The sequence below is a fragment of the Rathayibacter festucae DSM 15932 genome, assembly GCF_004011135.1.
Lineage (GTDB): Bacteria > Actinomycetota > Actinomycetes > Actinomycetales > Microbacteriaceae > Rathayibacter > Rathayibacter festucae.
The window spans coordinates 3,619,127-3,639,046 of the sequence record NZ_CP028137.1 but is presented as its reverse complement, the minus strand read 5'-3'; the positions used below and the strand labels follow the sequence as shown (position 1 = coordinate 3,639,046).

Sequence of the window (19,920 nt, the reverse complement as noted above, 5' to 3'; positions counted from 1 at the left end):
CGTCGGCGGGGTGGGGGCGGACGCGCGGAGCCGGCGCCGACGTCCCACCTCCAGAAGTTGTCGTACTCGACCGCCGAGGACGACAACTCCTGCGCAGTGGATCGTGCTGATATCATTAGTAATCGATGTAAGGGTTGACGAGGCCGCGCGGAGGGCTCAGGGTGACCGTGCGGGCGCTCACCGACGAGGGTCCGCGGAGAGGACCACCATGACTCGACGAGGAGTCACCACCCGCGCATCCCGCGCCCGCCGCGGCCCGCTGCGCCGCACCCTCCTGGCCGCCGCGCTCGGGGCCGCGCTGCTCGCACCGCTGGTCACGCCGTCGCCCGACGCGGCGCAGGCGTTCCCGGCGAAGTCGAAGGCCGCCGTCCTGCAGTACCTGCAGTCGATCACCGGGACGAGCATCGTCTCGGGCCAGCACAACAAGGAGCCCGCGAGCTCCCCCGCCCAGTACACGCAGCAGGTGAAGGACATCACCGGGCAGTACCCGGGGCTGTGGGGCGGCGACCTGTTCTTCACCGCCGCCGACGCCGCGAACCGCCAGCGCGTCGTCGACCAGGCGAAGACGGAGTGGGCCAACGGCTCGCTGGTGACCCTCGCCTGGCACGCGTGCCCGCCGACCGGGCCGAGCACCTGCGCGTTCGACGGCGGCGTGAAGAGCCGCATCACGGACGCGCAGTTCCAGCAGATCGTCACCGGCGGCACGGCGCTCAACACGACCTGGAAGCAGCGGATGAGCGAGGTCGTGCCGTACCTGCGGCAGCTGAAGGACGCCGGCGTGCCCGTGCTCTTCCGGCCGTTCCACGAGATGAACGAGACCTGGAACTGGTGGGGCGGCCGCTCCGGCGCGAACGGCGGCGCGAAGATCTACCAGCAGATGCGCGACTACTTCGACTCGCAGGGCCTGACCAACCTGATCTGGGTCTGGAACGTGCAGGACAACCCCGCGGGCGGCTGGGCGGGCTACTACCCGGGCGCGAACTACGTCGACGTCGTGTCGCTGGACGTCTGGTACAAGGGCTTCCCGAGCTCCGGCGACTACCAGCAGCTGCAGTCGATCGCCGGCTCCAAGCCGATCGCGATCGCCGAGATGGGGAAGGTGCCGGACGCGTCGCTGCTGCAGAGCCAGACGCGCTGGTCGTACTTCATGATCTGGTCGGAGCAGCTGCGCGGCAGCAACACGAACGCCGCCATCCAGAGCGCCTACTTCCACCCCCGCGTCCTCAACCAGGGCGAGCTCACGCTCCCCTGACCCTGCGGACTCGGCGATCCGTCACGAACGGCTGCCTCCCGCGCAGTGAGGGAGCCGTTCGTGACGGATCGCTCGTGCGGGACCGGGAGTAGGGTCCTGCGCATGAGTGCTCCGGACGAGAGCGGGCCGTTCTTCCACGGGACGAAGGCGGATCTGCGGGTCGGCGACCTGCTGGTGGCGGGGCGGCGGTCCAACTACCGGCCCGAGATCGTGATGAACCACGTGTACTTCACGGCGCTGCCGGACGGCGCGGGGCTCGCGGCGGAGCTCGCGCCCGGCGACGCGGAGCCGCGCGTCTATGAGGTGGAGCCGACCGGGTCGTTCGAGGACGACCCGAACGTCACGAACAAGAAGTTCCCCGGGAATCCGACGCGCTCGTACCGCAGCGTCGAGCCGCTCCGCGTCGTCCGCGAGGTGCACGACTGGACGCGGCTGACTCCGGAGGCGCTGCGGGCGTGGCGGACGCGCCTCGCCGAGCTCCGCGACGACCCGCGCTCCGAGATCCTGAACTGAGCGGCCCGTGCTCCGCGGTCGCCAGGGACCGCGGCGCAGGCCGACCGGGCGGGGGCGCTCATGCTGGTCGAGTAGCCGGCCGGAGGCCGGCGTATCGAGACCCACCCCCGTCAGCAGGTGGGTCTGCAGACCGTCCTTCTGACAACGGTGGATCTCGATACGCCCGCTCCGCGTGCTACTCGATCAGCATGAGGGGCCCGCGGTGCGGGCTCCGCAGTCAGGAAGCACCCCCGGCGCCGGCCGACCGATCGGGCGGGCGTTCATGCTGGTCGAGTAGCCGGCCGGAGGCCGGCGTATCGAGACCCACCCCCGTCAGCAGGTGGGTCTGCAGACCCTGGTCCTGGCGACGGTGGATCTCGATACGCCCGGTCCGCGGGCTACTCGATCAGCATGTGGGCCCCGCTTCGCGGGCTACTCGATCAGCATGTGGGCCCCGCTCCGCGGGCTACTCGATCAGCATGAGGGGCCCGCGATGCGGGCTGCTCGATCAGCATGGAAGGCCCCGCCGCGCGGGCTGCTCGGTCAGCAGGTCGGCGCGGCAGCTCCGCGGCTGCTCGATCAGCAGGGGCGCGGGCCGTCAGGACGCCGCCGTCATGCGGGCGTAGCGGCCGCCGGCGGCCAGCAGCTCCTCGTGGGTGCCCTGCTCGAGGACGCGGCCGGCGTCGAGGACGACGATGCGGTCGGCCGAGCGGACGGTGCTCAGGCGGTGCGCGACGATCAGGGTCGTCCGGCCGGCGCGCAGCCGCTCGAGGGCGCCGCGCACCTCGGCCTCGGCGCGCGGGTCGAGGGCGGCGGTCGCCTCGTCGAGGATCAGCAGCCGCGGGTCGCGGATCAGCGCGCGGGCGATGGCGAGCCGCTGGCGCTGGCCGCCGGAGAGCTGCGCGCCGCGCTCGCCGACGGTCGTGTCCCAGCCGTCCGGGAGCTCCAGGACGAAGCCGGCGTTCGCCGCCCGCAGCGCCGCCTCGAGCCGGTCGTCGCCCGACTCCCCGGGGGCGGGCTCCGCGGCGCCGTAGAGGATGTTGTCGCGGATGCTCCCGCGGAACAGCACGGACTCCTGCGGCACCACCGAGACGAAGCGCCGCACCGTGCGCATGTCGAGGGTCGCGATGTCGCGGCCGTCGAGCAGGACCCGGCCCGCCGAGGGGCGCAGGAAGCCCAGCGCGAGCCGGGTCAGCGTCGACTTCCCCGAGCCGGAGGCGCCGACGAGCGCCACCGTCTCGCCCGCGGCGACGCGCAGGCTCACGTCCGACAGCACCGGCCGCTCGCCGTAGGAGAAGGAGACGTCCTCGAAGGCGAGGCTCCCCTCCAGCGCGTCGACGACGGCGCGGCCCTCGTTCCACTCCACGTCCGGGTCGGTGAGGACGCCGGTGATCGAGCGCTGCGAGGCGAGGCCGCGGGTGATCAGGGGCGCGGTCTGGAAGGCGCCGGTGATCGCCCCGGTCAGCAGGGCGAAGTACGAGCTGAGCAGCACCACCTCGCCGACGGTGATCGGGAGGGCGCCGGTCGCGCTCGCCCACGCCGCGGCGAAGAGCGAGCCCAGGGTGATCACCTGGTAGCTGCTCCAGGACAGCGCGCCGAAGCGCCCGTTCAGCCGGTCGAGCCGGGTGCCCGCCCGCTCGACCCGGTGCGCGGCCTCGACGACCCGCCGCACGGAGACCTGCTCCAGTCCGTGCGCACGGGTGACCTCCTGGAGCGAGGACATCTCGCCGACGGCCGAGGACATGGTCTCGACGTCGAGGCGGAAGGTCTCGTTGCTCGCGGCGGTGCGCGAGCGCAGCCAGAGGATCAACCCGGCGGCGAGCGGCAGGGTCAGCGCCAGCACGGGCAGGAACTGGGGCACCCGCACCGCCGTCGCGACGCCGGCGCCGACGAGGATCACCAGCGCGTTGAGCAGCGGGCCGAACGCCTGCTGCAGCATCAGCTCCAGGTTCTCCACGTCGCGCACGATCTTGGTCTGGACCACCGACGCGCTGCCGCGGGAGTGGTAGCCGAACGACAGCAGCTGCAGCCGCACCGCCAGCGCCTCGCGCAGCCGGGCGCCCATCGAGCGCACGGAGGAGGAGAACAGCCGCACGAAGACGCCGTTCGCGGCGATGTTGACGGCGATCGTCGCTGCGCCCGCGGCGGCGGGAGCGAGGAGCGCCTCGGGCGGGTCGCCGGCGACGAGGGCGTCGACGACGGCCGCGGTCACGAGCGGGAGGATCCACAGCGGGCTGTCCTTGACCGCGAACGCGAGCGCGGCGACGACCAGGCGGCCGCGCGAGGGGCGGAGGGCCGAGCGGAGCGGGTGCTCGGGGTCGATCGCGGGGGCGGCGGTCACCGGGAGCCGGGCCGGGAGTGCGTGCGGGGGTATCTCGAGACGCCGGCTGCGCCGGCTGCTCGATCAGCATGGAGCTCGCCGGCGGGCCCTGCATGCTGGTCGAGTAGGCCGCCGGAGGCGGGCGTATCGAGACCCTCGCCCCCGCCCGGCGCCGACCCGTCGAGACCCACCCGCTCAGCGGAGCCGCCGAGCAGGCCCGGCAGGTGCACGAGGGCCGCCGCGCCGATCAGCGGGCCGGCGCCGCCGAGGCCGGAGGCGCGGATCGACAGCCCGCGGGCGTAGTCGAAGACCGCGCGCTCGCACGCCGCCTCGCGCACGAGGTCGAGGTACGACGCCGTCACCGCCGAGAAGCCGCCGCCGACGGCGAAGTCGCGGACGTCGAGCAGCGTCGCCACGTCGGCGATCGCCGTGCCGACCGCCGCCGCCGAGCGCGCCACCGCGGCGAGCGCCACCGGGTCGCCGGCCGCGGCCGCCCGCCCCAGCTCCTCGCCGGTCGTCCCCGCGAAGCCGCGGCGCCGCGCCCAGGCGACGCTGCTCGGTCCGGAGGCGATGCTCTCCAGCGTGCCGTCGCTCCCCTCCTCCGGGTCCTCGTCGCCGACGTGGATCTGCCCGATGTGCCCGGCGTTGCCGGAGCGGCCCGCGACCGCGCGGCCGTCGAGCACGATCCCGCCGCCGACTCCCGTCGACACCACCAGGCTCACCGAGGACGCGGCGCCGCGGTTGGCGCCCACCCAGTGCTCGGCGAGCGCGATGCAGGTGCCGTCGAGCCGCAGCGCGACCGGCCGGCCGGGCAGCAGCCGCTCGACGACCGCGCGCAGGGCGAACCCGTGCAGCAGCGGCAGGTTCTTCGGCCGGATGCGCCCCTCGGCGAGGTCGAGCGGGCCGGCGGAGCCGATCCCCGCGCCGACGACCGAGCCCGCACCCGCAGCGGCGAGCGCCTCCACGACGCACCCCTCCACGGCCGCGCCGAACTCCGCCGGGGTCAGCGCCGGCCCGGTCGGCCGCCGGCTGCGCGAGCCCGGCACGAGCACTCCGTCGGCGCGCACGAGCGCCGCCTCGATCTTGGTGCCGCCGACGTCGACGGCGATCGCGAGCTGCGGGGTCATCTCTTCCTCCGGAAGGGTGTGGGCGACACGGGTCGTGGCCGACGCGGGTCGCGAACGGCGCGGAGGAGCCGACCGGAAGGCGTGCGCCGGTCCCGGTCGGCTCCGTCGATCGCCGCGGAGAGTCGCCGCGGAGAGCGGCTCGTCAGCCCCAGTCGGCGACGAGCTGGTTGGCGGTGCGCAGCACGCTCGGCGAGACGAGCGCGGCAGGATCGAGCCCGGCACCGCTCACCCGGAACGTCACCGACTCCCCCGGCAGCAGCGTGATCAGCTGGTCGTCGACGACCGCGGCCGGGTCGACCTTGTCGACGAGCAGCGTCAGGTCGCGCACGAGGTTCTCCGCGGTGACCACCACCTCCGCTCCGCCGTCGACGGCGCGCACCGAGGTCGTCAGCCGCGCCGGCTCGAGCGCCGACTCCCGGTACTCCGCGAAGAACCAGAACGCGCGCTCCCCCGCGAGCTCCGCGACGAGCAGCTCACCCGCCGCGTCCTCCGCCGCTCCCACTCCGACCGGCACGGTGACGACGGACCGTGCGTCCAGCGACACCCCCTGCCGCTCCTCCGCGAGCACCGTCCCGTCGAAGCGCAGCCGCCGCACGACGACCTCGCCCGCCCACTCCTGAGCACTGTCGTTCACCGCGACGACCGCGAGCCCCTCGCCGCGCAGCTGCACGGTCAGCAGCCGATCCGCGTAGACGTGCTTGAGCGCGTAGAGCAGCGGCTTCGCCGTCCCGTCGCCGTCGACCGCGGCCCAGGAGGTGACCGGCCAGCAGTCGTTCAGCTGCCAGACCACCGAGCCCATGCAGCGCGGGCTCTCGGAGCGCTGGTGCTCGATCGCCAGCGTGACGGCCAGCGCCTGGTTGAGCGACATCGCCCAGTGCCAGTCCTCGGTGTCGTCGGGCAGCGGGAGGTGCGCGACCAGTCCGTCGGTCAGCTTGTCGTTGCCGTCGGTCGCCTTCTGGTGGTGGATCATCCCGGGCGACTCGGGGGTCAGCGGCGAGTCCGAGATCGAGCGCTGGATCGTCGACCAGGAGGCCGGGCCCTGCCAGCCGAACTCCGCGACGAAGCGGGCGTGCACGTCGCGGTAGGCGGGGTAGTCGACCCGGTTCCACAGCTCCCAGAGGTGCACGGAGCCGTGGTCGACGTCGTTCGCGAAGATCGCGGTGTCGCCGGACCAGGGGCTGCCCGGCGTGTACGAGCGCTCGGGGTCGAGCTCGGCGACCAGGCGCGGCAGCAGGTCGAGGTAGTAGCCCAGGCCCCAGGTACGGCCCTGGAGGCGCTTCTCCCAGCCCCACTCCTCGTAGCCCCAGATGTTCTCGTTGTTGCCGTTCCAGAGCGCAAGGCTCGGGTGCGGCATGATCCGCGTCACGTTGTCGCGCACCTCCGCCTCGACCTCGCTCCACAGCGGCTCCTCCTCGGCGTAGGAGGCGCAGGCGAAGAGGAAGTCCTGCCAGACGAGGATGCCGCGCTCGTCGCAGAGCTCGTAGAAGTCGTCCGACTCGAAGTAGCCGCCGCCCCAGATCCGCAGCAGGTTCATGTTCGCGAACTCGGCCTGGTCCATCCGGTGGGCGAGGCGGGCGCGGTCGACGCGGGTGATGAAGGCGTCGTCGGGGATCCAGTTGGCGCCGCGGATCCAGACCGGCTCGCCGTTGACGACGAAGCGGAACGAGGTGCCCTCCTCGTCGCGGTCCAGCTGCACCTCGATCGTGCGGAAGCCGATCCGCAGCGTCCGGCCGTCGACGACGGCGCCGCCGACGCGCGCCTCGACGTCGAGCAGCGACAGCGGCTGCTCGCCGAAGCCGCGCGGCCACCACAGGGCCGCATCCTCCACGGAGAGCTCGAGCACCGCCCAGCGCTCGCCGGCCGGCACGGTGACGGAGGCGGTCACGCCGTCGACGCTCGCCGTCAGCTCCACCTCGTCCTCCGTCGTCCGCTCGAGGTCCACGTGCACGGCGACCCGGCCGGTCGTCCCGTCGACCGTCACGACCGGCCGGACCGCGGCGAGCCGCGCCTCGCTCCAGGCGTGCAGCGAGACCGGCTTCCACATCCCGACCGAGGCGGCGTCGAGCCCCCAGTCCCAGCCGAAGTTGCAGGCGGCCTTCCGCAGCGCGTTGAAGGGGTGCGAGTAGGTGTGCGGGCGGTAGCCGATCTCGAGGCTGGCCCGGTCGGCCTCCGCGATCGGCGAGGCGAAGCGGACGACGAGCGTGTTGTCGCCCTCCACCAGCAGCCCGTCGACGGCGAAGCGGTACGTGCGGTGCTGGTTGCGGGTGCTCGCGACGACGGACCCGTTCAGCGTGATCGTCGCGACCGTGTCCAGGCCCTCGAAGACCAGCTCGTGCCGGTCGTGCCCGTCGGGCGACCAGGCGAAGACGGACGCGTACTCCCAGTCGGTCTCGCCGATCCAGGTGACCTTCTTCTCGTTCTGGTCGAGGTACGGGTCCGGGATCAGGCCGGCGGCGAGGAGGTCGGTGTGCACGAGTCCGGGGACGGTCGCCGGGACCGTCGCGCCCGCGATCTCCGCGGGGATCGGGCCGCGGAGCGCGCGCACGCTCCAGCCGTCGTGCAGGGGGCGGAGGGTGGCCGAGAGGCGCTCGGTGCTGGTGTGGGTCACTTGGTGGCTCCTGAGGTCAGTCCGTTGTAGATGAAGCGCTGGAGGAAGAGGAAGGCGATGAGCGTCGGGACGATGACGAGGATCGTGCCGGCGGCGATGACCTCCCACTGTGCTCCGAAGGGGCCCATGAAGCGGAAGAGCGAGGTCGAGATGACCCCGAGATCCTGCGAGGGCATGTAGAGGAAGGGGATGTAGAACTCGTTGTAGACCGCGATCCCCTTGATGATCACGACCGTGGCGATCGCCGGCTTCAGCAGCGGCAGCACGATCCGCCAGTAGACGGTGAAGCGGCTGGCGCCGTCGAGCATCGCCGCCTCGTCGAGCGAGACCGGGATCGACTGCATGAACTGCAGGAAGATGTAGATCGCGACGATGTCGGTGCCGGTGAAGAGCAGGATCGCCGACCAGCGGGTGTTGAAGAGGTCGAGGGCGTTGATGACCTGGAAGGTCGCCACCTGGGTCGTCACCGACGGCACGAGGGTCGCCAGCAGGAACAGCCCCGTCACGAGCCGGCGCCCGCGGAAGCGGAAGCGGTCGATCGCGTAGGCGGCCATGGTGCCGATCAGGATCGTGCCCGCCACCGACACCAGCAGGATGATGCCGGTGTTGAGGAACCCGGTCACCATCCCGCCCTGGCTGAAGGCGATCGCGAAGTTCTCGAGGTTGAACCAGTTGCTCGGCGGGTCGAGCGGACCGGTGCTGCGGTACTCCGTCGACGTCTTGAACGCGAGCATGAAGATCGTGACGATCGGCACGAGCGCGAACAGGCAGGCCACGATCAGCGACGTGTACTTGCCGATCGCGCCGAGCATCGAGCCGCGCCGGGGCCGGCGGGAGCCGCGCGGGGCGGGAGTCACGGGCAGGCCGGTGACGGCCTCCGTGCGGGGCTGCGTGGTGGTCATTCCTGGCCCGCCTTCTCGTCGGGGAACACGCGGCGCTGCACCGCGGTGATGATCAGCACGATCGCGAGCAGGACGACGGCCATCGCCGAGGCGAGGCCGACCTTCGAGTAGCGGAACGCGGTGTCGACGGTCTGGATCACGAAGGTCTCGGACCCGTTGGCGCCGCCGGTCATGATGTACGGCATCTCGAACGCCGACAGGGCGCCCGCGATCGCGAGGATGAAGGACAACCCGAGGATCCGGCGGATGCTGGGCACGATGATGTAGCGGAACTTGTCGAACGACGTCGCGCCGTCGATGTCCGCGGCCTCGTACTGCTCCTCCGGCACCGACTGGATCGCGCCGAGGAACAGCACGAAGTTCAGCCCCATGTAGCGCCAGACCGAGGTCGCGGCCAGCGAGACGTTGACGACGGACGGGTCGCCGAGCCACTGCGGGGTGTCCTGCACGCCGAAGGCGCCGAGCACCGCGTCGAGGGTGCCGTCGGGGCGGAAGAAGTAGAGGAACATCAGCCCGATCGCGACCCCGTTGATCAGGTACGGGAAGAAGATGACGCCCTTGAAGAAGTTGCGGAACCGGGTCTGGAAGCTGAGCAGCGTCGCGAAGAACAGCGCGAGCCCGAGCTGCGCGACCGCGCCGGCCAGGTAGAAGAGGCTGACGAAGAAGACCTGGAAGATCTCGGGCCGGGTGAAGATCTCGACGTAGTTCTCGAGGCCGACGAACGTCTTGTCCGGGTCGAGGCCGTCCCAGTCGGTGACGCTGTACCAGAACATGTTCGCGACCGGGATGTAGGTCAGGACGACGAGGAACGCCAGCGGCACGGCGAGGAACAGCCAGGGCGTGCTGCGGCGCCCGGTCAGCCGCTGGCGGCGGCCGGAGGGCCTGTCGCCGCGACGGCCGCCGCCGGCCCGCTTGCTCGCTCCGACCTCGAGGGGCGGAGCGTCGGTGATCGCCATGTCGATCCTTTCGGCATCCCGGGGAATGCGGTCGTGAGGGGGTGGGGAGGGGGGCGACCCGCGAGTGGCGGGTCGCCCCCGAGGGGGGCTGCTACTCCGCGACGTCCGCGCGGGCCGCGGCCCAGCGCGCGTTGAGGTCGTCGAAGAGCGACTGCTTGTCGCCGTCGCCGGCGCCGCGGGCCGCGTCGATCAGCTTCTGGCGGTAGGAGTTGCCGAAGAGGTCGATCTCGGCCTCGTTGGCGATGTCGTTGATGACGGCCTCCTTGCCGACCGGGTCCGGAGCGAGCTCCAGGTAGGTCACGCCGAGCGCGTCGAAGTCGGCGAGGGTGTCGGGCGCCGGATCCGAGATGACCGGGCTGATCGCGCCCTGGCTTGTGGCGAAGCCGGAGTCCTCGGTGAACCAGTCGATCCAGGCCCGGGCGGTCGCCTTGTTGTCGGAGTTCTTGTTGATCGCGAGGAACTTGTCCGAGGCGGTCACCGAGGTGAACGCGCCGTCCTGGGTCCACGGCATCGGCCAGAAGCCGATGGTGTCGCGCGGCTTGCCGGCCTTCTCGGCGGCGTCCTGCATCTGCGAGACGGCCCAGGAGCCGAGGACCATCGAGCCGATCTCGCCCTGGGCGAGGAGGTCCTTCGACTCCTCCCAGTTCGTGGTGGTCGGGTCGTCCTCGCTGAGGCCGGCGGCGACCGTGTCGTAGAGCAGACCGTCGATGTTGTACTGGTCGTTGCCCTCGGTCCAGGGCGCGTCGTCGGCGATCATCTCGGTGCGGACGTCCTCGCCCTGCACCGTGCCGAGGTTGCCCTCGATGGTCGCGAGCGGCCAGCCGTCCTTGTAGTTCGTGTAATAGGGAGTGACGCCGGTCGCCTTGATCGCCTCGAGGTCGGCCAGGTACTCCTCCTCCGTCTGCGGCGGGTCGGTGACACCGGCCGCGGTCCAGACGTCGCGATTGAAGACGTATCCCATCGCGGAGCCGAAGGTCGAGATGCCGTAGGCGGTGCCGTCGAACGAGCCCTCGTTGGTGAAGCGGTACTTCTCGGAGAGCTCGTCGGTCGAGCCGAGCGGCTCGAAGTAGTTCGCGTAGTCGTCCTTGGTGACGTTCGAGCTCGGGATGAGCAGCACGTCGCCGTAGTCCTTCGAGTTCAGGCGGATCTTGGTGTCGCCCTCGTAGTCGGTGAGCGCCTCGAACTTCACGGTGGTGCCGGGGTACTGCTTCTCGAAGGTCGAGGCGTAGTCGGCGAACGTGGTGTCGACCAGGTCGGTGCGGTTGGTCAGCACGGTGATCTCGCCGGCGGGCTCGCCGGAGTCGTTGCTCGCGCCGGCGGAGCAGCCGGACAGCACGAGCGAGGCCGATGCGGCGACGGCGGCGAGGCCGATCAGCGTGCTGCGGCGGGCGGGCGCCGGGCGGCGGGTGGTGGGTCGGTGCACAGGAGTTCTCCTCGGTGGGCCGTCGCCGCCTTCGGCGACGGGAGGTGGTGGTGGGAACGGAGGGGTGGTGTGGGGGTGGTGCCGGCTGCGGCTCGCGGCTAGTGGCGGCCGAGCCACCACTGCCAGAGGCTCGGCAGGTACTTCTTCACCAGCGACTCGAGCCACGAGGGCACGGCGGGCGCGGGGGTCGGAGTGGGCGACGGGGTCGCGGTGGGCGGGGTGGTGGGCGTGGCCGTGGGAGTCGCGGTGGGCGTCGCGGTCGGCGTCGCGGTGGGGGTGGCCGTCGGCGTCGCGGTCGGCGTCGGCGTCGCGGTGGGCGGAGCGGTCGGAGTGGGCGTCGGCGTCGGCATGGTCGTCTCCGCCACGACGGTCTCGACGTCGTCGAGCACCAGCGAGCCCGCGCCCGAGCCGTTCACGTACAGCGCGTACTGCGTGACCGAGGTGAGGTCGAGGTCGGCCTGCGGCGCCCAGGCGGGCGGCGCGAAGTCCTCGAACGGGATCTCGATCCGCTGCACGCCGTCGGCGGACGGGGTGACCGTCGCCTCCCAGTACGCGCCGTTCGCGACGAACTGCACCGCGAGCGGCACCGCCCGGTCGGCGTCGACCGTGAGCGACAGGCCGGAGTAGCCCCACCAGTTCTGCGCGGCGTCGAAGGTCCGCACCGTGCCGGCGTAACCGGCCGTGCCGGTGTCGTAGTCGAAGCGGGCGGCGCTCGTGTCGTTCGCGGGGCTCGGTACCAGCGTCGGCGTGATGGAACCGCCGCCGGTGTTCCGGACGTAGGCGGCCTGCAGCGCGGCGTCGTCGGCGTAGCCGTCGAAGTCCTCGACCACGACCGGCTCGGTCGGCAGCGCCGCCGTGCTGAAGGTGCGCGTCGCCGACGCCGTGGCGCCGAGCCCGTTCACCGCGGTGACCTGCCAGTAGTACGTCGTCTCCGGGTCGAGCTCGACCGGGGGCCGGTAGCTCGTGGCCGAGAGCCCGGTGGCGGAGACCAGCGGGTCCGCGAGGTCGCTCGAGCTGGAGAGGACGAAGCGGTAGTAGGCGGCGTCCGCGGCCGGCTCCCAGGAGAAGGTCGGCGTGGCGGTGACGTCCGCCGTGCCGTCGGCGGGCGCCCCGAGCGCGGGGGCCGCCGGCAGGCCGAACGGCGCGGCGTTCGGCGAGTACAGGCTCACCGCGCCGATCTGCGGCGTCCAGACCTCGCCCGCGCCCTGCGGCCAGGAGATCCGGAGCCGGTTCACGCCGGTCAGGTCGCGGACCGAGTAGGTGTACTCGCGCCAGTTCCCGGTGCCGCCGCGCGTCTCGACGGCGAGCGGCGTCCAGGTCGTGCCGTCCGCCGATCCCTCGACCGTGAGCGGGACGACCGGCTGGTCGGGCCAGTACCAGGCGGTGATGTCGGCGCCGCTGATGTCGTCGAAGGCGTACTCGAGGCTCGCCGGGTCGGCGCTGTCGCGCTTGACCCGGGAGGCGTCGCCGCCGAAGAGCGCGGGATTGCCGGTGTCGAACGAGAGGCTGCCGGTGTGGGCCGCCGTCCGGGAGAAGTCGTCCAGCGGGTCGACGAGCGCGACCTGGGCGGCGGCGCTCGTGATCGTCGCCCGCTGCAGCACGCCGGTGCTCCAGCTCACCCGCACCCGGTCGCCGGAGAGGCCGGTCGCGGCGACGACGCTCGCGCCGTCGCGCTCGGTGGTCGTGGTGGCGGCGTCGGTCCAGGTCTGCCCGTCGCTGCTCGTCGCCACGGTGATCGCGGACGGGTCCGAGACGACGAACTCCGCCGCGCCGATCCCGTCGCGCTGCCAGGTGACGCTCGCGGCGCCGGTCGCGCTGACGACGCCGCCCGCGGGGGTCGGCGCGATCTCCGCGTTCTCGTGGCCGGCGGTCAGCAGCCAGCTCTGCAGCGGGTCGACCAGCACGGCACCGCCGGCGGCGGCGGCGACCGCGTCGGAGGCGGGACCGCGCTGGTCGTCGTCGCCCACCGGGACGACGCGGTAGCGCACGCCGGCCGGAGAGTCGTAATCCGTGACGGGCGAGGCCGAGGCCGAGACGGCTCCGTCCGTCACGTCGCTCCAGTCGCCGCCGGTCGAGCGCTGCACCAGGTAGCCGGTGGCTCCCGCGGTGCCGCGCCAGGAGACCTCGTTGATCCCGTAGTCCTGCTCGATCGCGGTGATCAGCGGGGCGCCGAGCTCGAGCTCGCCGGGCGTGCTGCCCGTGGCGGTGCCGTACTGCTCGATCGCGTCGACGCTCTCCTGCTCGCGCGGGGTCTCGCCCGGGTAGTGCAGGGTGAAGCCGTCGTCGTGCGGCACGAAGCCGCCGCGGTCGTTGTTGCCGAACAGCGACCAGAAGAAGGTGCCCGAGACGTTCGGGTCGGCCGCGGCCGCGCCGAGGAGGTCCTCGCTCGCGGCCGTCGAGGCGTACTCGCCGGCGATGTAGACCTTGTCCGCGCCGGCGACCGTCGCGGCGTCGGCCGAGACCCGCTCGGCGGTCGGCGGGTAGTAGTGCACGTCGACGATGTCGAGGTCGGGCGCCGCGAGGGTGTCCGGGTCGATGTCGAAGCGGCGGCCGGCGGCGACGAGCTGCTCGGGCGCCTGCTCCTTGATGTACGCGACCTGCACGTTGATCCAGTCGAGGGTCATCCCCTCGAGCTCGTTGCCCAGCTCCCAGGCCATGATCGTCGGGTCGTCGACGAAGCGCGTGCCGGTGATCGTGTTGGTGTGGCCGAGGATCACGTCGACGTAGTCCTGGTACGCGGCGATCGCAGCCGGGTCGGAGTAGAAGTCGTCCGACTCCAGCCCGAGCGGGGTCGTGAAGTCGCGGTGACCGCCGTGGTAGTACGCCCACTCGTCGGTGAGGGGCAGCACCAGGCGGATGCCGAGGGTGCCCGCGTAGGCGACGGCGAAGTCGATGGTGCGGAACGCCTCCTCGTTGTACTCGCCGAGGCGCGGCATCAGGGCCAGCGGGTCCTCGTCGTTCTGGCCCGTGGAGGTCATCATGTGCGAGCGGACGACGGTGACGCCCATCTGCGCGGCGGTGTCGAGGGCGTCCTTGATCCGGAAGTAGGTGGGGTAGTCGACGCCGCCGACGTTCTCGTCGAGGCCGAGCCAGTAGATGTTGGTGCCGCTGGCGCGGAACCGCTCGCCGTCGAGGGTCAGGGCGCTGCCGTCGCGCTGCACGAAGGCGGTGTTCTCGCTCGTCCAGTCGGCGGCGGCCGTCTCTGCCGAGGCCGTCGGCGCCGAGGCCGGCGCGAGGACGACGAGCGAGCCGGCCGTGACGGCCAGCAGCGCGGCTCCGGCGAGGGAGCGGCGCAACGGGACCCGCGAGAACGCGGAGGGGGTGCGGTGGGCACGTGTCATGGGTTAGCCAGGCTCCTTCGACCGGTGACGTGTCTCGGCGCCGCAGCTGATCGGGAGTCGATCACCGCGGCGACGTGCCCAGAGTCGCTGATGCTCCTGCCCCGCGTCAAGTACAAAGATTAATAATTTATGTAAAGATCGGGCATGGCGAAACAGCGTCGACGCGACCGTCCCCGAGACTCAGGCTCCGTGGGACCCGGGCTGCGCCGGTGCGCTCGTCGTGCCGCGCGCCACCACCACGACCGGCGGGCTGGCGATCGATCCGCTCGCCGACTCGGCGATCTCGCTCAGCAGCTCCTGGCCGGTCAGCATGCCGATCACCTGCACGTCGTGCGAGACCGCCGAGAGCGGCGGCTCGCTCAGCTGGCACTGCGCGGAGTCGTCCCAGGCCAGCAGCGACATCGCCCCTGGCACGTCGAGCCCGAGCTCCCGGGCCGCGTCGAGCGCGCCGATCGCCATCAGGTCGCTGTCCAGGATCACCGCGGTCGCCCGCTCCGGCTCCTCCGTCAGCGAGCGCAGCGCCCGCCCGCCGGATTCGCGCGAGTAGTCGCCCGAGCGCTCGACCGCCTCGAGGCCCCGCTCCGTGCACTCGCGGAGGAAGCACTCGCGCCGGATCCGCGTGTGCAGCAGCTCCTCCGGCCCGCCGACGTGCGCGATCCGCGCGTGGCCGAGGTCGGCGAGGAACTGCACCGCGTCGCGCATCGCGTCGTCGTCGTTCGTCCAGACCGCGCGCAGCTCGCGCGCCGCGGAGGGCGGGCCGACGATCACCGCGGGCAGCCCGAGCTCGCGCACCAGCGCCGGCCGCGGGTCGTCCACCTCGAGGTCGACGAGCACCACGCCGTCGACCTCGCCGTCGCGGGCCCAGCGCCGGTAGGTCTCGATCTCCGCGTCGCGGTCGGGCAGCACGTTCAGCAGCACCGAGTGCCCGGCCGGGCGGACCGCGTGCTCGACTCCCGCGATGAACTCGTGGAAGTACGGCTCGGCGCCCATGATCTCGGTGGCGCGGACGAGGGCGAGCCCGAGGGGCCGCGGCGGTCTCGGATCGGTCATGGCGGCTCTCTCTCGGACGGGCGGTACCAGCGTAGGCGCGGGCGCGGGCCGCGGCGCCCGGTCCCGTACGCTGGCGGTCGAGCGGTGAGGAGCAGGCATGGCGCGTCGTGAGGCGACCCCCGCGGCCCCGGGCAGCCGCGCCCTCGTCGTCGACCTGATCCGCTCCTCCGGGCCGATCAGCCGCGTCGAGCTCACCTCGGCGACCGGCCTGACCCAGCCGTCGATCTCGCTGATCGTGCGCAAGCTGCTGACCGACGGCATCGTCCGCGAGACCGGATCCACGGCCAGCGGCGGCAAGCCGCGGCAGATGCTCGAGATCAACACCCGGGCGCGGATCGGCGTCGGCGTCCAGCTCGGCTTCGAGTCGATCACCTTCGTGGCGACCGACGCCGGCGGCGGCGTGCTCGCGCGCCAGCAGATCCGCGGGGCGGCGCTCGCGGCCCCCGAGGAGGTCACCCGGCGGATCGTCGACGGCTACGCCGCGTTCGTCCGCGGCACCGGACTCGACCGCCGCACCATCGCCGGCGTCGCGGTCGTCGCCCCCGGCCCGATCGACCAGGCCGCCGGCCGCATCCTCGGCCCGCCCACCCTGCAGGGCTGGCGCGACTTCCCCCTGCGCGAGGAGCTCGGCGCCGGCTTCGGCATCCCGATCCTGCTCGACAACGACGCGGCCGCCGCCGCCATCGGCGAGTTCTGGAGCCGCGGCGTCTCGCGGCACGAGACCTTCGGCAGCATCTACATCGGCACCGGGATCGGCGCCGGCATCGTCCTCGACGGCGCGCTCTTCCGCGGCGCCAGCTCCAACGCCGCCGAGATCGGCCACATCACCATCGCCCCGGGCGGCCGGGAGTGCTTCTGCGGCAACATCGGCTGCCTCGAGCGCTACGCGGCGCCCTCCGTCGTGGTCGAGGACGCGGGAGCGGACCGCGGCTCGTTCGCCGACCTCGACCTCACGTTCGAGGTCGAGCAGAACGCCCGGGACTTCGACGTGCTGAGCCTCGCCGCGATCAACGGTCACCCCGCCGCGGAGGCGCTGCTGCAGCGATCCGCCGGGCACCTCGCCGACGGCGCCGTCACCCTCGCCAACCTCTTCGACCTCGACGCGCTCGTCCTCACCGGACCCGGCGTCGCGATCGCCGGCTCGATCTACACGCGGGCGCTGCGCTCTCGGCTGGAAGCCCGCCGCTTCGCCCGCCGCGCGCACCCGATCAGCGTCGAGCTGTCCGCGAACCCGCGCGACGCCGCGGCGATCGGCGCCTCCTCCCTCGTGCTGCAGAGCACGCTCTCGCCCGGCCACGGGCCCGTGCTGCACCAGCCGGTATGACCGAGGTCGTCACTCCGGGCGGCACGGTGCGCGGGCGGGTGATCGAGACGCCGGACGGCGCGGTGCACGCCTTCCTCGGCGTGCCGTACCTGCGGGTGGCCGAGCGCTTCCGGCCCGGCGTGGCGGTGGAGCCCTGGGCGGGTGTGCGCCCGGCGAACTCGCGCGGGCCTGTCGCGCCGCAGCCGTTCGCGGACGCGCCCGTCTCCGAGCGGGACTCGCTGCACCTGAACATCTGGACGCCCGATCCCGCCGCCCGCGACCTGCCCGTCGTCGTCTGGGTGCACGGCGGCCTGCACATCGTCGGATCGAACGCGGAGCCGCTCTCCGACGGCGCGCGCCTCGCCGCCGCAGGCCGGATGGTCGTCGTCTCCGTCAACCACCGCCTCGGCGCCCTCGGCTTCCTGACCCTCGAGCACCTGCTCGGCGCGGAGTACGCCGACTCCGCGAACCTCGCCCTGCTCGATGTCATCGGCGCGCTCCGCTGGATGCGCTCGGGCATCGCCGCGTTCGGCGGGGGCGCGTCGCGGGTGACGCTCGCCGGGCAGTCCGCGGGCGCGGTGCTGGTGTCGGCGCTGCTCGCCGCGCCCGCTGCCTCCGGTCTGTTCCGGCGGGCGGTGCTGCAGAGCGGCAATCCGGAGCGGATCGGGACTCGGGCGTACGGCGAGGGTGTCACCGCCGAGCTGCTCGCGCTCCTGGGGCTGGCGGACGACCCGTCGCGGCTGCTCACGCTGCCCTGGGAGGAGGTGGTCGCCGCCCAGCAGCGCCTGATCGAGCGGCGCTCGGCCGGGCACCCGAACCCGACGCCCGCCTTCCGCCCGAGCCTCGACGGCCGCGTGCTGCCCGCGGCGCCGGTGGACGCGGTCGCCGCCGGAGCGTCCTCGACGGTGGATCTGATCGTCGGCACGAACGTGAACGAGGGCTCCGGCTTCGTCGATCCCGGCGGCCCGGACCCGTCCCCGGAGCTCCTCGAGCGCGAGCTGGCGCTGCTCCTGCCGCACTGGCCCGCGTCGCGCGGCCGCCGGACGGAGGCGTTCGCTGCCGCCCTGCGCGCCGACCTCGGCCGCGAGGTGTCCGGCGCCGAGCTGCTCGAGGCCTGCCTCGCCGAGACGATCTACCGGCAGCCCAGCCAGCGCCTGATCGACGCCCGCGCCGGCGCCACCGGCTCCACCCGCGCGTACCTCTTCACCTGGGAGCAGCCCGCCTCGGCCGGACCGCGCCGCGCCGGCCACTCCCTCGAGCTGCCGTTCCTCTTCCGGCACCTCGACGACTCGGACGTCGCCCGCACCGAGGTCGGCGACGCCGCCCCCACGTCCCTCCGCGACACCCTCACCCGCCACTGGTCCGCCTTCGCCGCCACCGGCGCCCCCGGCCCCGACTGGCCCGAGTACGGCGCCGCCCGCGCGACCCTCCTCCTCGCAGTGTCGCCCCGCGTCGCCCACGCCCCTCGCGACGCCGTCCGCCGCCTGGCCGCGTCGTCCCGCCCGCCGACCCCCTGACCCCGCGCGCGCGGACACCCGCGTCAGAACAGGAGTCTGCAGACCCGCCCTGCGGACGACGGCGGGTCTCGATACGCCGCTGCGCGGCTACTCGACCAGCATGAGGCGGGCGGCTGACGGAAGGGCGACGCAGCCTCCGGCTGCTCCCCTCTCATGTTGATCGAGTAGCCCGCGCAGCGGGCGTATCGAGATCCCCCAGCGCCAGAAAGACGAGTCTGCAGACCCGCCCTTCTGGTGACGGCGGGTCTCGATACGCCGCTGCGCGGCTACTCGACCAGCATGTGGCGGGCGGCTGACGGAAGGGCGACGCAGCCTCCGGCTGCTCCCCCTTCATGCTGATCGAGTAGCCCGCGCAGCGGGCGTATCGAGATCCACGTGCACGAACATGAAGGGAACGCCGCCCCGCCCCTCACGCCAGCCCGGCGCCGCCGATCGCGAGCGTCACGATCACCGTGAGCACCGTCGTCCACAGTGCGATCGCGATGCCCTGCCAGAGCAGGACCCGGCCCTTCGCGACGCCGGCGCCGGCGAGCATCACCGCGGTGAAGTGGGTCGGCAGCAGCAGCGGGCCGAGCAGGCTCACGCCGGGCACGCCGTAGCGGGTGAACGCGCGCTGGAACTTCTCGCGGCGGGCCGTGGCGCGCTTCCGCGGCTTCCCGCCGGTGATCGCCGAGCGGACGCCCGCGCCGAGCAGCACGAGCAGCGCCACGCAGAGGAAGTTGCCCGCGGCGGCCGACACGGCGGCGACCACCGGGTGGATCCCGCCGATGATGCCGATCGTCGCGGCCCCTTCGCCCTCGATGAACGGCACGGCTCCGGCGAGCGCCACCACGAGCGGCTGGACGAGGTCGGGGACCTGCGCCGCGTCTCGGCGACCCGCGTCATCGTGGTCACCCGGCACGCGCGGCCCGGCGTGCTGCGCCGCGCGCTGGCCGTCGGGGTCAGCGGCTTCCTGCCCGAGTCGCGGCGGGTGGAGGACGTGGCGGAGGTGATCCGCCAGGTCGCCGCCGGCCGCCGCTACGTGGATCCCGAGATCGCCGCCGACGCTCTCGCGACCACGCGCAGCCCGCTCACCGACCGCGAGCTCGACGTCCTGAGCGCCGGCTCCCGCGGCGAGACCACCGGCGAGATCGGCAGGGCGCTGCACCTCTCCGCGGGCACCGTGCGCAACCACGTCTCGTCGATCCTGCGCAAGCTCGACGTCGACACCCGCCAGCGCGCCGTCATCGAGGCCCGCGAGAACGGCTGGATCTGACGCCTGAGCCCGGCGCTACCCCGTCCGATCTGCAGGCGATCCGCCCCTCCCGCCTCCCGCCCTCGCGCCGGTAAGCGGCTTCCGCGCCGCATCACCTGCAGAACGGAGGAGCACCTGCACAACGCGCGCACACCTGCGCACCGGACGCGCACCTGCACTGCGGAAGGCTGCTGTCCGATCTGCAGGCGATCCGCCCCTCCTGCCCCCGCCCTCGCGCCGGTAGACGGCTTCCGCGCCGCATCACCTGCAGAACGGAGGAGCACCTGCACAACGCGCGGGCACCTGCACACCGGAGGAGCACCTGCACACCGGCCCGGCACCCTCCCGGAGGGGTGCTGTCCGATCTGCAGGCGATCACGCAGGCACGAGACGCA

The 19,920-nt window shown here is 72.9% G+C and carries 14 protein-coding genes; 5 read left to right on the top strand and 9 right to left on the bottom strand.

The features are described from left to right. Positions 1-208 precede the first annotated feature (208 nt). Both C1I64_RS16575 and arr read left to right on the top strand, forming a co-directional pair. Entirely contained in the window at positions 209-1,252 is a 1,044-nt protein-coding gene (locus C1I64_RS16575; protein WP_127887956.1) for a glycosyl hydrolase, read from the top strand. 102 nt (positions 1,253-1,354) lie between these two features. Beyond that, on the top strand, positions 1,355-1,765 hold the full coding sequence (gene arr, locus C1I64_RS16570) for an NAD(+)--rifampin ADP-ribosyltransferase (protein ID WP_127887955.1): 411 nt from the start codon (positions 1,355-1,357) through the stop codon (positions 1,763-1,765). A gap of 577 nt (positions 1,766-2,342) precedes the next feature. On the opposite strand, the gene C1I64_RS16565 is transcribed toward arr, so the two are convergent. The 8 genes from C1I64_RS16565 to C1I64_RS16530 all read right to left on the bottom strand — a co-directional run bounded on the left by C1I64_RS16565 (position 2,343) and on the right by C1I64_RS16530 (position 15,471). Then, the gene (locus C1I64_RS16565; protein WP_127887954.1) at positions 2,343-4,085 is read right to left on the bottom strand and encodes an ABC transporter ATP-binding protein; all 1,743 of its coding nucleotides are present in this window, start codon (positions 4,083-4,085) and stop codon (positions 2,343-2,345) included. Further along, complete coding sequence (locus C1I64_RS16560; RefSeq protein WP_127887953.1) at positions 4,082-5,191, bottom strand: ROK family protein; 1,110 nt, start codon at positions 5,189-5,191, stop codon at positions 4,082-4,084. The genes C1I64_RS16565 and C1I64_RS16560 overlap by 4 nt, the downstream gene beginning before the upstream one ends. A 142-nt stretch (positions 5,192-5,333) precedes the next feature. Further along, positions 5,334-7,799, bottom strand: coding sequence for a glycoside hydrolase family 2 protein (locus C1I64_RS16555; RefSeq protein WP_127887952.1), 2,466 nt, complete (start codon positions 7,797-7,799; stop codon positions 5,334-5,336). Further along, positions 7,796-8,701: a carbohydrate ABC transporter permease gene (locus C1I64_RS16550; RefSeq protein WP_127887951.1), complete on the bottom strand. Its 906-nt coding sequence runs from the start codon at positions 8,699-8,701 to the stop codon at positions 7,796-7,798. The genes C1I64_RS16555 and C1I64_RS16550 overlap by 4 nt, the downstream gene beginning before the upstream one ends. After that, the gene (locus C1I64_RS16545) at positions 8,698-9,657 is read right to left on the bottom strand and encodes a carbohydrate ABC transporter permease (protein WP_123731482.1); all 960 of its coding nucleotides are present in this window, start codon (positions 9,655-9,657) and stop codon (positions 8,698-8,700) included. The genes C1I64_RS16550 and C1I64_RS16545 overlap by 4 nt, the downstream gene beginning before the upstream one ends. Before the next feature lie 91 nt (positions 9,658-9,748). Further along, the gene (locus C1I64_RS16540) at positions 9,749-11,080 is read right to left on the bottom strand and encodes an ABC transporter substrate-binding protein (RefSeq protein WP_127887950.1); all 1,332 of its coding nucleotides are present in this window, start codon (positions 11,078-11,080) and stop codon (positions 9,749-9,751) included. A 98-nt stretch (positions 11,081-11,178) separates the two neighbouring features. Continuing rightward, positions 11,179-14,421, bottom strand: a complete 3,243-nt coding sequence (locus C1I64_RS16535; RefSeq protein WP_127887949.1) for a carbohydrate binding domain-containing protein — start codon at positions 14,419-14,421, stop codon at positions 11,179-11,181. A gap of 180 nt (positions 14,422-14,601) precedes the next feature. After that, complete coding sequence (locus C1I64_RS16530; protein ID WP_164874573.1) at positions 14,602-15,471, bottom strand: LacI family DNA-binding transcriptional regulator; 870 nt, start codon at positions 15,469-15,471, stop codon at positions 14,602-14,604. A gap of 97 nt (positions 15,472-15,568) precedes the next feature. Here C1I64_RS16530 and C1I64_RS16525 point away from each other — a divergent pair, with 97 nt between their 5' ends. Next, on the top strand, positions 15,569-16,795 hold the full coding sequence (locus C1I64_RS16525) for an ROK family transcriptional regulator (RefSeq protein WP_127887947.1): 1,227 nt from the start codon (positions 15,569-15,571) through the stop codon (positions 16,793-16,795). After that, on the top strand, positions 16,792-18,291 hold the full coding sequence (locus C1I64_RS16520) for a carboxylesterase family protein (protein WP_127887946.1): 1,500 nt from the start codon (positions 16,792-16,794) through the stop codon (positions 18,289-18,291). Before C1I64_RS16525 ends, C1I64_RS16520 begins: the two co-directional genes overlap by 4 nt. A gap of 409 nt (positions 18,292-18,700) precedes the next feature. On the opposite strand, the gene C1I64_RS20635 is transcribed toward C1I64_RS16520, so the two are convergent. Further along, the gene (locus C1I64_RS20635; RefSeq protein WP_244209510.1) at positions 18,701-19,192 is read right to left on the bottom strand and encodes a small multidrug efflux protein; all 492 of its coding nucleotides are present in this window, start codon (positions 19,190-19,192) and stop codon (positions 18,701-18,703) included. Here C1I64_RS20635 and C1I64_RS20630 point away from each other — a divergent pair. Continuing rightward, positions 19,178-19,546 (top strand): response regulator transcription factor, encoded by a 369-nt coding sequence (locus C1I64_RS20630; RefSeq protein ID WP_482822408.1) that lies wholly within the window; start codon positions 19,178-19,180, stop codon positions 19,544-19,546. The genes C1I64_RS20635 and C1I64_RS20630 overlap by 15 nt on opposite strands. Positions 19,547-19,920 lie beyond the last annotated feature (374 nt).